We start from the raw sequence: 14,305 nt of genomic DNA, 5'->3' as shown, positions 1-14,305 counted from the left end.
GGACGTGAACCCCCGGCGACGGCGCCGGGTTAGCGCTCTCGACCGGGGTGGTTAGCCCACGCTAACCGAATTTTGCAGTTCAGCCGCGGCGCCGCGGCGACCTAGCGTCGACGGCGACATGAACGGATTCCTGATCGCGTTCGCCGTGAGCTTCGGCGTGGTGTTCGTCGCGGAGCTCGGCGACAAGTCGCAGTTGATGGCGCTGGCCTTCGCCACGCGTTACCGGGCCCTGCCGGTGCTCGTCGGCATCACCCTCGCCACCACGGCGGTGCACCTGCTGTCGGTGGCCGTGGGGCACGGCCTGGGCTCCGCAGTCCCCACCGGGTGGATCGCGCTGGTGGCCGCCGTCGCGTTCATCGGATTCGGGGCGTGGACGCTGCGCGGCGACCGCCTGACCCCGGCCGAGCGGGCCAAGGCCGAACGGGCCACCGGCTCCGCCGTGCTCACCTCGTCGGTGGCGTTCTTCCTCGCCGAGCTCGGTGACAAGACGATGCTCGCCACCATCACCCTGGCCACGCAGTACGGCTGGTTCGGGGTGTGGGTCGGCTCCACGCTCGGCATGGTGGCCGCCGACGCGCTGGCGATCGTGGTGGGGCGGAAGCTGGGGCGGCTGCTGCCCGAGCGCACCGTGCAGGTCGGCGCCGCCGTGCTGTTCTTCCTGTTCGGCGGGTCGCTCGTGGTGGAGGCTGCGGGCGAGCTGACCGGCCGCCCGGCGTGGGCTGCGGTCGGCGACGTGCTGGACCACCACACCGCGGGCTGGCTGGCGCTCGGGATGGCCGCCCTCGTCGCGCTGCTGGGCGCGGTCGGCGGGCGGCGTCTGCTGCGCGCCTCGCCCGCGCGTCGCGAGATGGGCCGGGCGGCGCGCGTGCCCGGCTCGCCCGCCTGGTGGGGGAACCTGCTGTACGGCACCGCCACGGTGCTCGGCCTGGTGGCCCCGCTGCTCGTGGGCGCCGACGTCATCGACCCGATCACGGTGTTCGACGACCCCGGCCTCGTGGTGATCGGGGCCGGACTCGCCCTGCTCGGAGTGGTGCTGGTGCTCGCCTCGCAACTCGAGCTGCGCCGCGCGGGCGGCCCCGACCCGGTGCTCGCGCGCACCGGGCTGCGGTCCCGGATGCGCAACCCCGGGCTCACCGGCATCGTGCTGGCCACCGCCGGCGTGCTGGTGATGGTGCCGACGCTGGTGGGCGTGCTGGCGGCCGTGCTGCTGGTCGTCTCGGTGCGGATCCAGGTGCGCGCGGTGCGGGAACCGATGCTGGCCCAGCTGCACGGCGACGAGTACGTGGCCTACGCGGCCCGGACCGGTCGCTACCTGCCCAGGCTCACGTCGGCGCGCTCCTGAACGGTCAGTCCTGAACGGTCAGGGCCCGGGCCTCAGGGCTTGGCCCAGGCGCCACCGGACATGGCCGCGGAGCGCACCCGGAAGCCGGCGGTGCCCTCCACGATGTCGCGGCGCAGCTGGGTCTTCGTGCGGCCGGTGCTGTTGACCGTGGGGCCGAGGGCCCGGGCGATCTCCTTCAGCACCGGCACGGTGAACTCGCTGCGGCTCTGCAGGTAGTCGGACACCTCGCCGGGGGTGGCGAGCCGGTTGATGTCGGCGACCGCGCCCTCGATGTCGACGTTGGACGGCCGGGGAGCGACCTCGCGGCGGCGCACGGTGCGCGCGGGCGAGGGCTGGTAGACGAGGGTGCCCTCGCCGGAGGCGATGTCCTCGAGCTGCTCGCGGCTGAGCGACTCGAGCAGTGCGACGGCCTTCTGCAGGGCCACCGCGAGCGGCTGAGCGGGGAGCGGGGAGCTGGGGAGCGAGCTGATGTCGATCGGGTCGATAGCCGTCACGCGGCGATCCTCTCCAGTCGGCCGGACAGTTCGGAGACCATGTCGCGCAGTTCGCGGGTGGCCGCCCGCCCGGTGCCGCCGAGGATCACCGGCACGCCGTGCTCGGGGGCCGGGCCGTAGACGGCCTTGCTGTCGCGGATGGTGGTGGCGAAGGTGGGCACCTCGCGGGCCTCGATCCGGCTGATCACGCTGCGCTGCGCCTCGATGGGGCTGCCGTTCTGGTTCTGCACCATCGTGAACACCACCGAGGCGGCGGGCCGCTCGACCGGCACGGCCGAGTGCTCGTTGTACTCCTCGACGAACGAGCGGATCTTCAGCCCGAGGGAGTCGATGCCGTTGGTGGACAGGTAATCGGGCTTCGTCGGGATCAGCAGCAGGTCGCTGGCGGCGACGGCGTTCTTGGCGATGAGCCCGAAGTTCGGGGCGCAGTCGATGAGGACCGTGTCGTAGTCGGCGAAGTCCTCGTGGCCGAGCATCTCGCGCAGGCTGCCGTGCAGCTCGCCGAAGCGGCTCGGGTCGGTGAGCAGGTCGGCGGCGAGGTTGGTCTCCACGTCCGTGAGATCGCGGTGGGCGGCGATCAGGTCCAGGCGGCCGGTGCCGCGGGCGAGCTTGTCCATGACGCGCGGGGGCGTCGAGACGAGCTTCGCCGGGCTCTCGGCGTTGTCACTCCCGATCCGGTCGAACCACTGCTTGATCGTCTTCTCCGGCAGGAGTTCGGCCGTCCACTCGCTCTGCGTGAAGAACGAGATCGTGAGACTGGCCTGTCCGTCCAGGTCGATGAGCAGAACTTTCTGTCCTCGGGCCGCGAACCCGGCGCCGAGGTTGGCGGTGAGGGTGGTCTTGCCCACCCCTCCCTTGTGGTTGATGACGGCGACGACCTTCACCCGATCTCCTCCCGCAGCACGCCGCGCGAACGATGCCATACGCCTGGAGGATTACTGCACTTAGGCCAAGCGGCCCTTGGTTGCTGCTCCATCCGGTGGCATCGGCGCATTGGCCGAGGTGCCAGACTCTAGGGCGGCCCATGTGGTGGCGAGCACCGGGGGGCCTCGCCGGAGTGGATCACGCAGGCCGTTGACCTGCGGTGATCGCAGGCATCGGTGCCGCCGTGGCCCGCGAGCGCCACACCACTCGTTTGCGGTCCGGAAAGGATCACCCGATCGGGTGAGCAATCAGCGCTGCGTCATGACGCTGCGCTGAGATCACGCTGTTGAGCGTCACCTGTTCGGCGGTAGGCCTCAGCGGTCGTAGTCGTCATCGGTGGGAACGGCGAGCCGCTGCTCGACGACGTCGGCCGGATCGGCCTCGGACGGCAGGTCCTGCGGCTCGGCCGCGGGCTCGTCGGTGTCGTCGGTGTCGTCGGCGCTCTGGAGCTGCTCGACCACGTCGGCGTCCGGGTCCTCGATGCCCATGCTGTCCCTCCGTCGTCTGAAGGTGCCCGCCGAGTGTGCCCCACCAGGCGACCGCTCACACCACCCGAGCGGGGGCGAGCCCGTGCCGGTCCTCACACGCGGGCGGTGGTCGCCCCCGTGGTCTGGGTGAGGATCGCGGCGGCCAGCGGCGGGATCACGGTGCGGTTGATCGCGTGTCCCATCCCCGGGATCCGCACGAGCCTGCCGTGGCCGAGCGAGCGGGCCAGGACGCCGGAGTTCGGTGGCGGGAAGGCCGGATCCTCCGGCGCCTCGATCACGAGCGTCGGGACGGTGACGCCGGCCAGTTCGGCGCCGCGCTCGATGCCGTCGGAGTCCATCCGGGCGTGCGCCACCGCCGGGTCCTGTCGGCCGGTGTGGGCGATGACCCGCTCCTCCACGGCGCGGAACTCGGCCGGGTCGAACGGGGTGCCGGAACCGTTGAGCAGCCGCCAGTGCTCCACCCGCCACGCGATCTCGCCCGCGGCGTCGCGCGGATCGTCCATCTCGGCCCACAGCCGCAGCAGGGCGGGGTCGGGCCCGGGCGGCGGGGGAGCGGCCTGCGGCTCGGTGAACGGCAGTGGGCCGGTGCAGAAGAGCGTGGCGGTGACGATGCGCTCGGGGTGGTCGAGCAGCAGCAGCTGCGCGAGCAGCCCGCCCATCGACATCCCGACGACGTGGGCTCGCGGGACGTCGAACGCGTCCAGCACCGCGAGCGCGTCGGCGGCGAGGTCGGCGAGGTGGTACGGGTCGTCCTCGAACGAGGCGGTGGACCGGCCCGTGTCGCGGTGGTCGTAGCGGATGACGCGGTGGTGTTCGGCGAGCTGGGCGACGAGTGCGTCCGGCCAGACGACGCCCGAGGAATTGGCGCCCATCACCAACAGCAGGGGCTCGCCCGGGTGCGGCCCGGCGGGTCCCATGTCCTCGGCCCACAGCCGGACCCCGGGTGCGACGTCGACGAAGCGTTCCACGGCGTGCAGCCTGCCCGTCGACGGCCGTCCCTGTCGATCTCGGGGGCCGCCCACGTGGTGGGCGCCACCCCGCCCGGGCCCGGACACTAGATCGGGTCTAGGCCGGGCACCGGGCGGCGGGTGTCACTTGAGCGCGTCGATCAGCGCCTGGCGCTGGCGCTCGCCCAGGCCGGCGGCGCGGCGGGACGCGTCGATCCCGGTCTGCTCCAGCAGCTGCGAGACCTTGGCGGGGCCGTAGCCGGGCAGGCTCTTGAGCAGGTCGGCGACCTTCGTCTTGCCGACCACCTGGTCGGTCTTGGCGCGGTCGAGAACCGCGGGGATCGTCTGCTCGCCGCGGGCGATCGCGTCGCGGAGCTCCTTGCGAGCGGTGCGGGCGGCCGCAGCCTTCTTGAGGGCCTCGGCGCGCTGCTCCGGAGTGAGCGTGGGCAGTGCCATGTCGACTTCTCTCCTCTCCGTGCGTCCACCCCCTGACGGGATGTGCGCAGGTCATCTTGGCCGTCAAGGGTGACAGAACCCTGGAGCGCCACGCAGGCGCCCCCCGGTCCGCGCCGAATGGTCTGCCCCGGTCGGGGGTGGTCTAACCGAGGTAGGGGAGCGGTTCGAGCCCTCGGACGCCCGGTCGACAGCGGTACAGGGCGCCTGCGCGGCCATCGGTCACGCCCGTCCCCTGCTGGGATGTGGTGATCCACAACTCGTCCAGATCGGGGCCGGCGAAGGCGCAGGCGGTGGGGTGGGTCGTGGGCACGCGGACGACCGTGTCGAGCACGCCGTCCGGGGTGTAGCGGTGCACCGCGGAGCCGCCCCAGAGGGCAACCCAGACGCCGCCCTCGGCGTCGACGGTGAGCCCGTCCGGCGCGCCGCCCGCGACCTCGGTGAAGGGCTCACGGCCGATCACGGCGGGCGCGTCGAGGTCGACGGCGAGCACGTCGATGCGGCCCGTGGGGGTGTCGACGTAGTAGGCGCGGGAGCCGTCCGGGACCCAGCACAGGCCGTTGGAGATCGTGATCCCGGTCAGCATCGTGGCGACCGAACCGTCCGTGGCCAGGCGAAACAGGCTGCCGCGGCCGCTCGCGGCGTCGTAGGCCATCGAGCCGCACCAGAATGCGCCCGCCGGGTCGCAGCCCCCGTCGTTCATCCGGATGCCCGGGTCCGACCACAGCTCGCCGAGCGGGCGGGCCGGGCCCGTGCCGTTCGCAGAGCCGGGCTCGTCGAGCAACCCGAACCCGCGCTCGAGCGCAACCACCCAGCCGCCCCGGGCGCGGGGGCGCAGCGCCGCGAGCACGTCGCCCACGTGGCGGCGGCGCACCTCGGCGGGCTCCGGTCCCGCGTGCGGCAGGCCGATGGTGAGCAGGTCCCCGCGGAGCATGTCGACGGACGCGAGCACCCGGCTGCTCGCGTCCCAGACCGGCCCCTCCCCGTGGTGTGCGACGGCGGCGGTGGCCTGCTCTGCGGTGATCTCTCGAGTCATGGGCCCAGTAGACCAATCGAGGAGGTGTGAGCTGTCTCACGTTGCCCGGATCGCCCAACCGTTCGACCGCGCGGGCGGTCGTCCGCCCCGACGGGAACTCCACGAAGGGGGCCACCATGAGCACGCAAGGGGCGGTGTCGATCGCGCTGAGCGCCCTCGTCACGGGGCCGGCGGTGCTGGCGATCGGGCTGTGGATGAACGGCGCGCGGTTCGACCGTCGGACCCCATCATCTGCGACGGCGAGGTGATGGGGCCGGGCGACACCTGCATCAGCACGGACGCGAGCAACAACGGCAGCTACGAGGAGCTGGTGCGCAAGCGGCGCGAGGGCGCCGCGTCGTCCGCCCGCAACGGGCCGACGGTGGCGCCGGTGGGCGGGCTGGTGGCTGCGGGCGGCGCGGTGCTGCTGCTGGCTCAGATCGCCCGCAGGCTCGCGACCAGGGCCAACGCCCCGGCCGACGCCGACTGGTGGATCGAGGGGGAGCGGCCGTGACCACGGAGATCGCACCCGACGAGCTCGCCCGCCGTCGCGCGGCGCCGCGACACCGGGTGACCGGGAGGGGCGGTGAGCGCGGCGGTGGGACGGGCGAACGGCACCCCCGATCGTGTGGGGGTGCCGTTCGTCGCCGGGGATCAGGCGCTGGTGGCGGCCTTCTCCGGCTCGGGGGTGGCGGGCTCGTCGGGCGCGTCGTCGAGCATCGTGGCTTCGTCGAAGGGGTTGGCCCCGCTCAGCACGCGGGCGGCCTTCTCGCGGTCGAACTCGCCCACCCAGTGCCCGATCAGCACGGTGGCGACGGCGTTGCCCGCGAAGTTGGTGACGGCGCGGGCCTCGGACATGAACCGGTCGATGCCGACGATGATGCCGACGCCGTCGACGAGGTCGGGGCGGTGTGAGGCGAGGCCGCCCGCGAGCGTGGCGAGCCCGGCACCGGTGACACCGGCGGCGCCCTTCGACGCGATGATCATGAACAGGAGCAGGGAGATCTGCTCGCCGATCGCGAGCGGCCTGCCCATGGCGTCGGCGATGAACAGCGACGCCATCGTCAGGTAGATCGCGGTGCCGTCCAGGTTGAAGGAGTAGCCGGTGGGCACCGTGATGCCGACGACCGGGCGCGAGATGCCGACGTGCTCCATCTTCGCGATGAGGCGCGGGAGCGCCGACTCCGACGACGAGGTCGACACGATCAGCAGGAACTCGCGGCCGAGGTAGCGCAGGAGCGAGAAGATGTTGATGCCGGCGGCGAACCGCAGCATCAGGCCCAGCACCACGAACACGAACAGCAGGCACGTCACGTAGAAGCCGAGCATCACCTGGAACAGGGCCACGATCGCCGACCAGCCGGTCTCGCCCACCACCGCGGCGATGGCGCCGAACGCGCCCACCGGGGCCACCCACATGATCATCGCGAGCACCCGGAAGACGAGCCGCTCCACGTGCTTCACGCCACGCAGGATCGGCTCGCCGGAGCGGCCGAGCGCCTGCACCGCGAACCCGACCAGCAGCGCCACGAAGAGGGTGGACAGCACGCTGTCGCCGACGAGGGGCGAGAACAGGGTGGTCGGGATGATGCCCATCAGGAACTCGGAGGTGGACTCGCCCTCCGGGGCCTCGTAGGCATCGAGGCCGCCCAGCTGCATGCCGAGGCCCGGCTGCACGATGTTGCCCACGACCAGGCCGATGACCAGCGCGACCGTCGACATCGCGAGGAAGTAGCCGAGGGCCAGGCCGCCGACACGGCCCACCTTGGCCGCCTGCCGGATGGACCCGATGCCGAGCACGATCGTGCAGAAGATGACCGGGGAGATCATCATCTTGATCAGGTTGACGAACGCGGTGCCGACCGGCTTGAGCGCCTCGCCGACGCTCGGGGCCACCAGGCCGACCACGACGCCTGCGATCACCGCCACGATGACCGCGACGTAGAGGTAGTGGGTGCGATCCCGCCGAACTGGTGCGCTGCTTCGCGTCACGGGTTCCTCCGACCGACGACAGTGGCGATTGGCAATGGCGCCTGCAAGGGGCGATTGCCAGTGGTGCGGCGAGCATGGGGCGCGGGCTGGTTATCGTCGGCCTTCTGTTCATTTCGTACGACGCGAGGAGCCGCGGATGGCGCGCGCAGGCGGATGGAGCCTCGCCCGGCAGCTGTTCGCGCTGCAGGCCGCGATCGCGGGCGTCGTGCTGATCGGGCTGGCGCTGGCCAGCTGGTTGCAGCTGCGCGAGGCCGAGAGCACCGCCACCGCCGAGGAGATGCTCGGCATCGCCCACACGCTCGCCGCGTCCCCCGAGGTGCTCGCAGCGCTCGACCAGCACGACCCCACCGCGGTGCTGCAGCCGCTCGCCGAGCGGGTGCGCGCGGACACCGCCACCGACTTCGTGGTGGTGATGACCCCTGACGGGATCCGCTGGACCCACCCCACGCCCGCCGAGATCGGCCGCCGGTTCGTCGGCACGATCGGGCCCGCCGCGGCGGGGGAGACCGGGTTCACCGAGACCTACACCGGCACGCTCGGCCCGTCGGTGCGCGCCGTCGTGCCCGTTGTGGACGGCGGGCGGGTGGTGGCGCTCGTGTCCGTGGGGCGTTCGATCACGGCCGTGGCCCGCGACCTGGAACGGCAGGTGCCCGTGGTGCTCGCCGCGGTGGCGGTGGCGCTGCTGCTGGCCGCCTCCGGGTCGTGGCTGGTGAGCCGCTGGCTGCGGCGCTCCACCCACGACCTGGGGCCCGCGGAGCTGGCGCGGATGTACGAGTACTACGACGCGGTGCTGCACGCCGTGCGCGAGGGCCTGCTGCTGCTCGACCGGGACGCGCGCGTGCAGCTGGTGAACGATGAGGCCCGCAGGCTGCTGGCGCTCCCACCCGACGTCAACGGGCGCCGCGTGGACGAGATCGGCCTGCCCGCCCCGCTGGGTGCGACCCTGGCGGAGGGCCGGGCGCGTGACGACGAGATCCACCTGACGGCCGACCGGATCGTGGTGGTGAGCCAGGGGGCCGCCCGCTGGGCGGGCCGCCACCTCGGCACGGTGGTCACCCTGCGGGACCACACCGAGCTGCAGCAGCTGGTCAGCGAGCTGCAGACGGTGCGCGGGTTCGCTGACTCCCTGCACGCGCAGGCCCACGAGGCGGCCAACCAGCTGCACACGGTGATCTCGCTGATCGAGCTCGGGCGCGCCGACGAGGCGCTGGCCTTCGCCACCTCGGAACTGGAGACCGCCCAGCACCTCACCGACGCCGTCGTGTCGGGGATCGCGGTGCCCGAGGTGGCGGCGCTGGTGGTGGGGAAGGCGGCCGCGGCGGCCGAGCGGGGTGTGGAGCTGGAGCTGGCCGACGGCGCCCACCTGCCCGCGGGCCTGGCCGACCCGCGCGACCTCGTCACCATCGTCGGGAACCTGCTCGACAACGCGATCGACGCGGCGCAGGAGGGCGAGCCGCCCCGCTGGGTGCGGTTCGGCGCGGGCGTCGACGACGACGCGGTGGAGCTGCGCGTCAGCGACAGCGGCCCCGGCATCGCACCGGAGCACGCCGAGCGCGCCTTCGAGCGCGGTTTCAGCACCAAGGCCGGTGACGGCATGGGGCGGGGCTTGGGGCTCGCGCTGGTGCGCCGGGCGGCCCAGCGCCACGGCGGGGCGGTGCGCCTCACGGGCAAGGCGGAGTTCTCGGTGCGGCTGCCGCTGGTGCGGGCGTGATCCGCACCCTCGTCGTCGAGGACGACCCGGTGGCCGCCGCCGCGCACGCCAGCTACATCGAGCGGGTGGAGGGCTTCACGGTGGCCGGCAGCGCCGGCTCGGGCGCCGACGCCCTGCGCGTGCTGGCCGCCACCCCCGTGGACCTGGTGCTGCTGGACGTCCACCTCCCCGACACGACCGGTCTCGAGGTGCTGCGGCGGATGCGGGCCGCGGGCCACACCACCGACGTGATCATGGTGACGCGCGCGCGGGACGTGGCGGTCGTGCAGGCCGCCGTGGCGCTCGGCGCCACGCAGTACCTGGTGAAGCCGTTCACGTTCAGTGCGGTGCGCCGCAAGCTCGCCGGATACCTGGAGTACCGAGAACGGCTCGGCGCCGGGCCCGTGCTGGCCCAGGACGACGTCGACGACCTCTTCGGCCGTCTGCGCGCACCGGTGGAGGCGGGCGGGCTGCCCAAGGGCGTGAGCCGGGAGTCGCTCGACGCCGTGCGCGCGGTGCTCGAGCGCACCGGCGCACGCACCGCCGCCGAGGTGGCCGAGGCCGTCGGGGCGTCGCGGGTGACGGCCCGGCGCTACCTCGAGTACCTCGTGGAGACCGGGCTCGCCGAGCGGACCGCCCGCTACGGCCCCACCGGGCGGCCGCAGGCGGAGTACCGCTGGCGGCCCCGGGGCGCCACGGGGTCGGGAGAGGGCGGCTGACCGCCCGTCAGCAGGACTCCGCGAGGGAGGTGGGGGCGGCCGAATTCGCGCTGCGGCTCCCGCTCCTCGAGTCGTCCTCGTCGTCCTCGTCGTCGGCACCGGCGCCGGCCCGCGTGGTGGGGGCCGCCGCGCTCGTGGGCGGGGCAGGTGGTGCGGGCGGGCGGTTGATGGCGTCCTGCACCACCCTGCGCATGTACGGGAAGTTCGGGTCGCCGGTGCTGAAGTGCCCGTTGTCCTCGGACGGGTCGGGCAGGCTCGGGTCGAACGACACGCTCTCCAGCGAGATCCCGTTGCCCGCCAGTGCCGCGAGCGCGGGCAGGACGGCCTGCGGGATGTTGGTGGACACGCTGTTGGTGGTGGCCGAGGCGACGCTCTGGAAGTTGGTGAGCATGTCGGCGGGGCTCTTCTGCTGGAGGATCGTCTGCAGCAGGCAGCGCTGACGGCCCATGCGGGCGTAGTCGGAGGAGTTGGTGCGGGAGCGGGCGAACGCCAGCGCCTGCTCGCCGGACAGCTGCTGCACACCCGGCTCGATGTAGCCGTCGGGACGTACGTGGCGCCCGCTCGGGGTGATCCCGCCGATCGGGATGCGCTCGGGCCCGACGTCCACCCGCAGGCCGCCGAGCGCGTCGATGATCGACGCGAACCCGGCCATGTTGACCTCGATGAAGTAGTCCAGCTGCAGGCCCAGCATGTAGCCGACCGTCTCGTGGAGCAGGTTCAGCCCCGGGTCGTCGGTAGGCCCGGGCGGCGCGACGTCGGGGTGGGTGAGCCCCCACGCGTACACGGCGTTCAGCAGGTAGTCGCCCGACAGCGGGTCCGACTCGTTGTGGAAGCCGTCCGGGAACTCCTCGCCCATCGGGGACTCGGGCGGGAACTGCGCGTACTGGATGTTGCGCGGCAGCGAGAACAGCACGGTGCGGCCGGTCTTCGTGTCGATGTTGGCCACCATCATCGTGTCGGTGCGCGCGCCCTTGCGGTCCGGGCCCGCGTCGCTGCCGACGAGCAGGACGTTCAGCTTGGGCTTCGCGATCGCCTCGGCGGCCGCGGTGCCCCCGCCTCCGGAGAAGAGGTCGTTCAGCAGCGACCGCTGCGAGTTGGCGAGGTTGGCGCCGAAACCGAGCGGCGCGGCCACCACGAGGCACAACGCCACCACCGTGACCACCCCGATGCCCTGCCGCAGGGCACCGAGCCCCGGCGGGCGGGCGAGCAGGTAGGTGCGCACGATCACCGCCACCCACGCGGCGGCCGCCACCACGCAGCCGATCGTGGCCATCACGAGCACGTTGGACGACAGCGCGGTGGTGAGCAGCTGGGCGGTGTCCGAGGTGAGCACCAGCAGCAGGAGCACGGCGATGACCAGCACGAACGTGCCGAGGATCACGGCGCCGGTGCGGGTGCGGTGCAGGATCAGGTGGCCTGCGCCCGGGGCCACCGTGGACGCCGCCACCGCGCCGAGCGCCTTGCCGAAGGAACGGTTGGGCGGCGGGGCGTCGGCCTCGACGTCGTCGACGTCCGGATCGGCTGCGATCGCGGCAGCCGCGACCGGCTCGGGGCTGCGCCGACCGCGGGTGACCGAGCTGCGCGGCGGGGGGAGTGCCCCGTGGCGCTCCGTGGGGGGCTCGGGGTCGTCCCGCGGTGGGGGCGGGGCGGTGGGCATCGCCGTGGTGACGGCGGCGCGCGCGGCCTCCCGGGCACTCGGCGTGGCGCCGGGTGCCGGGCCAGTGCGGCGCGGCTTGCCGGACGCAGGGCGGGGCACCGGGCTGGTGGCCGGCGCCACGGCGCGCGGGCGCGGCGGGCCGTGCGTGGTGGGCATCGCGCGCGTGGCGTCGGACGGCGCGACGGGCCGGCGCGGCGGCTGCGGGTGGCGCGAGGGCGGCACGGCCCGCTGCTCGCGATCGCCGCGGCGGGCGGCGGGTGGCGGGGGCGGTGGCTGGCCCGGCGGCTGCCGCGGCTGGCGCGGTGGTGGTTGCCGCGGCTGTGGCTGGCGCGGTGGGGGCTGACGCTGTGCGGACTGGCGCGGTGGGGGCTGGCGTGGTGGCTGGGGGCGGGGTGGCTGCCGCGGTGGAGGCGCGGCCCGCTCCCGACCGGGCACGCGCTGCCTGTCGTCAGTCATGCGCACCCCCTCTTGCGGTCGGTCGTCAGGCGGCGGGACGACGAATCCGCCGGAGCCTACTGCGAGTGATCGCCGGCACCGCGGCCCACCTCGTCAGGTGGGGGATTCGAGCGGTTCTCCCGGTGTGTGGCCGTGTCTGCGGTGGTCGGGGACCACGGTGTCACCCCTGATGACGATACGGACCACCCGGGGGGTGTGCGTACGGTCCGGCACACTTGCCCCGTGCACGAGCCATCACCCGATCCGGTTGCGGCGGCCGTCGTCCTGGCGGGCGGCAGCGGCACGCGCCTGGGCGCCGAGCGCAACAAGGTGTACCTGCCGTTGCGCGGGCGCCCGGTGCTCGCCTGGTCGCTCGCCACGTTCGCCGCGGTGCGCGGCGTCGGCCCCGTCGTGCTCGTGGTGCGCGAGGCGGACCGTCCGCTCGCCGAGCAGGTGCTGGCCGAGCACGCACCCACGGGGGTCGAGGTGGTCACCGGCGGGCGCACGCGCCAGGAGTCCGAGCTGGCCGGGTTGCGCCGGCTCGCCGCCCGGATCGCCGCCGGCGCCGTCGACGTCGTCCTCCTGCACGACGCCGCGCGCCCGCTGGTCGGGCGGCCGCTCGTGGAGAGCGTGCTCGCCACGGCCCGGGAGAGCGGTGGTGCCGTGCCGGGGCTGTGGCGCGATGACCTCGCCGCGGCCGCACCCGACGGGCACGGGCTCGCCGGGCCGTCGCCGGAGGGGCTCGTCGCGGTGCAGACACCGCAGGCCTTCCGGGCCGTTCCGCTGCTCGCGGCCTACGAGGAGGCCGACCGGTGCGGGTTCGCGGGCACCGACACCGCGTCCTGCGTGGAGCGGTTCGCTCCCGGCGTGCCGATCCGCCGGGTGCCGGGTGACGAACGCAACATCAAGATCACGTACGCGCACGACCTCCTCGTGGCCGAACACGCGGTCCGCGACGGCGTCACCCCCGTGTGATCGCCGCCGGACCGGGTATCCGCTGAGCCGAACGGGTTCGAGCGGTGGGAGGTTCCGGTGGTGCGGTTCGACGGGGCGCAACTGTCCGTGGAGGTGTGTTCCCCACGGCTGCGTGTGCTGCGGGTGGCCGGTGTACTCGACCAGGCGACGGTCCGGCGGCTGGCGGGCCTGGTCGCCACGGAGGTGGCCCGGCCGGGAGCCACCGAGCACCTGGTCGTCGACCTCGGTGAGGTGAGCTTCTTCGCCACCGACGACCTCGCCGTGCTGCGGCGGGCCCGCGACGGGGCCCGCGGCGCGGGCGTGCGGCTGCACCTGACGGGGACGAGCGCGCGCGAACCCCTGCTCCCGCGCTCGGTGGTGGCCGCGCTCGCGGGGTTCTCGACGTTCCCCACGGTGGAGCGCGCCGAGCGTGAGCTGATGGGCAGGCCAGCCGCCGGTGTGGCGGTCGGCGAACCGCGCAGCAGCCACGGCTGGCCGTGCCCCCCGATCCCCGTCGCCGACGAGGGCCGTGGCGCTCTGCCGGCACCCCAGGGATACGAACAGCGGATCTGAATCACGACCGGAAAACGACAACGGCGCCGGGCCCGAAGGCCCGGCGCCGTTGCGCGGTACGACGATCGAGATCAGTCGTCGATCTCGGCGCTGTCGCCGGTCTCGGCGGCAGCCTTGCAGGAGTCGTCGACCGTGTTGTCGCCGCCGTTGTCGGCGTCGGTGTCGCCGCTCAGGAGGCCGGCCGCGCCGGTCAGGTCACCGAGAACCTTGGTGCCGTTCAGCGGAACCTGCACGCCCAGGACGTTCACCGGCACGTGGTTGTCGCACGCGTTCACCGGGACCGAGGCGTTGTTGCCGGCGAGGTTGAGCAGGCCGCCGCTGTTCGAGCCGTCGACGTGGTTGACGTCTTCGACCTTGGTCTTGCCGTGGTCGTCGCCGGCGAAGGCGAGCGGGCTGACCGCGAGCAGACCGGCGGCGGCCGTCGCCACGATGATTCCAGCCTTCTTCAGCACAGTTCATCTCCTGTTGAGTGTCCGGTCGACCGGAGCCAACCCATCCATGGTCAGCGCTTCATGACGGGGAGCCTTCGCTGACTGCGGAAAAAATTAGTGGTTCACCGGGCTGCGGAACAAACTGACCAATCCCATCGGGTGAGTCGATTACTCCGCGTTTGGTTACGCCC

Annotated in this window: 15 protein-coding genes; 6 read left to right on the top strand and 9 right to left on the bottom strand. The window is 73.3% G+C overall.

The annotated features are described in order from the left end of the window. Nucleotides 1-118: 118 nt before the first annotated feature. The gene (locus tag ACFPL3_RS23755) at nucleotides 119-1,342 is read left to right on the top strand and encodes a TMEM165/GDT1 family protein (protein WP_343946053.1); all 1,224 of its coding nucleotides are present in this window, start codon (nucleotides 119-121) and stop codon (nucleotides 1,340-1,342) included. Nucleotides 1,343-1,374: 32 nt separating this feature from the next. On the opposite strand, the gene ACFPL3_RS23750 is transcribed toward ACFPL3_RS23755, so the two are convergent. From ACFPL3_RS23750 to ACFPL3_RS23725, 6 genes are all read right to left on the bottom strand, one after another. Continuing rightward, nucleotides 1,375-1,836: a hypothetical protein gene (locus ACFPL3_RS23750; RefSeq protein ID WP_343946054.1), complete on the bottom strand. Its 462-nt coding sequence runs from the start codon at nucleotides 1,834-1,836 to the stop codon at nucleotides 1,375-1,377. Beyond that, complete coding sequence (locus ACFPL3_RS23745; RefSeq protein WP_343946055.1) at nucleotides 1,833-2,720, bottom strand: ParA family protein; 888 nt, start codon at nucleotides 2,718-2,720, stop codon at nucleotides 1,833-1,835. Before ACFPL3_RS23745 ends, ACFPL3_RS23750 begins: the two co-directional genes overlap by 4 nt. Before the next feature lie 354 nt (nucleotides 2,721-3,074). Beyond that, the gene (locus ACFPL3_RS23740) at nucleotides 3,075-3,248 is read right to left on the bottom strand and encodes a hypothetical protein (protein WP_343946056.1); all 174 of its coding nucleotides are present in this window, start codon (nucleotides 3,246-3,248) and stop codon (nucleotides 3,075-3,077) included. A gap of 92 nt (nucleotides 3,249-3,340) precedes the next feature. Next, nucleotides 3,341-4,216, bottom strand: a complete 876-nt coding sequence (locus ACFPL3_RS23735; protein WP_343946057.1) for an alpha/beta fold hydrolase — start codon at nucleotides 4,214-4,216, stop codon at nucleotides 3,341-3,343. 123 nt (nucleotides 4,217-4,339) lie between these two features. After that, entirely contained in the window at nucleotides 4,340-4,651 is a 312-nt protein-coding gene (mihF, locus tag ACFPL3_RS23730; RefSeq protein WP_343946058.1) for an integration host factor, actinobacterial type, read from the bottom strand. A gap of 142 nt (nucleotides 4,652-4,793) precedes the next feature. Continuing rightward, a complete protein-coding gene (locus ACFPL3_RS23725) occupies nucleotides 4,794-5,684 on the bottom strand; it encodes an SMP-30/gluconolactonase/LRE family protein (protein WP_343946059.1) in 891 nt (296 codons plus the stop codon). A gap of 190 nt (nucleotides 5,685-5,874) precedes the next feature. Here ACFPL3_RS23725 and ACFPL3_RS23720 point away from each other — a divergent pair, with 190 nt between their 5' ends. After that, on the top strand, nucleotides 5,875-6,177 hold the full coding sequence (locus ACFPL3_RS23720; RefSeq protein WP_343946060.1) for a hypothetical protein: 303 nt from the start codon (nucleotides 5,875-5,877) through the stop codon (nucleotides 6,175-6,177). A gap of 140 nt (nucleotides 6,178-6,317) precedes the next feature. On the opposite strand, the gene ACFPL3_RS23715 is transcribed toward ACFPL3_RS23720, so the two are convergent. Continuing rightward, nucleotides 6,318-7,655, bottom strand: coding sequence for a cation:dicarboxylate symporter family transporter (locus tag ACFPL3_RS23715; RefSeq protein WP_343946061.1), 1,338 nt, complete (start codon nucleotides 7,653-7,655; stop codon nucleotides 6,318-6,320). 136 nt (nucleotides 7,656-7,791) lie between these two features. Here ACFPL3_RS23715 and ACFPL3_RS23710 point away from each other — a divergent pair, with 136 nt between their 5' ends. Both ACFPL3_RS23710 and ACFPL3_RS23705 read left to right on the top strand, forming a co-directional pair. Beyond that, nucleotides 7,792-9,366 (top strand): sensor histidine kinase, encoded by a 1,575-nt coding sequence (locus ACFPL3_RS23710; protein WP_343946062.1) that lies wholly within the window; start codon nucleotides 7,792-7,794, stop codon nucleotides 9,364-9,366. After that, nucleotides 9,363-10,064, top strand: a complete 702-nt coding sequence (locus ACFPL3_RS23705; protein ID WP_343946063.1) for a response regulator — start codon at nucleotides 9,363-9,365, stop codon at nucleotides 10,062-10,064. The genes ACFPL3_RS23710 and ACFPL3_RS23705 overlap by 4 nt, the downstream gene beginning before the upstream one ends. A gap of 7 nt (nucleotides 10,065-10,071) precedes the next feature. On the opposite strand, the gene ACFPL3_RS23700 is transcribed toward ACFPL3_RS23705, so the two are convergent. Beyond that, nucleotides 10,072-11,943 carry an LCP family glycopolymer transferase gene (locus ACFPL3_RS23700; protein WP_379589653.1) on the bottom strand — a complete coding sequence of 624 codons (1,872 nt, stop codon included), beginning with the start codon at nucleotides 11,941-11,943 and terminating at the stop codon, nucleotides 10,072-10,074. Nucleotides 11,944-12,399: 456 nt separating this feature from the next. On the opposite strand from ACFPL3_RS23700, the gene ACFPL3_RS23695 reads away from it, so the two are divergent. Then, nucleotides 12,400-13,131, top strand: a complete 732-nt coding sequence (locus tag ACFPL3_RS23695; RefSeq protein ID WP_343945620.1) for an IspD/TarI family cytidylyltransferase — start codon at nucleotides 12,400-12,402, stop codon at nucleotides 13,129-13,131. Between the two features lie 57 nt (nucleotides 13,132-13,188). Then, nucleotides 13,189-13,683, top strand: coding sequence for an STAS domain-containing protein (locus ACFPL3_RS23690; RefSeq protein WP_343945621.1), 495 nt, complete (start codon nucleotides 13,189-13,191; stop codon nucleotides 13,681-13,683). 71 nt (nucleotides 13,684-13,754) lie between these two features. On the opposite strand, the gene ACFPL3_RS23685 is transcribed toward ACFPL3_RS23690, so the two are convergent. Next, nucleotides 13,755-14,135, bottom strand: a complete 381-nt coding sequence (locus tag ACFPL3_RS23685) for a hypothetical protein (RefSeq protein ID WP_343945622.1) — start codon at nucleotides 14,133-14,135, stop codon at nucleotides 13,755-13,757. Between the last annotated feature and the right edge of the window lie 170 nt (nucleotides 14,136-14,305).

The organism is Pseudonocardia zijingensis (assembly GCF_042657305.1).
GTDB lineage: Bacteria > Actinomycetota > Actinomycetes > Mycobacteriales > Pseudonocardiaceae > Pseudonocardia > Pseudonocardia zijingensis.
This window is presented reverse-complemented; position numbering and strand designations above follow the sequence as displayed.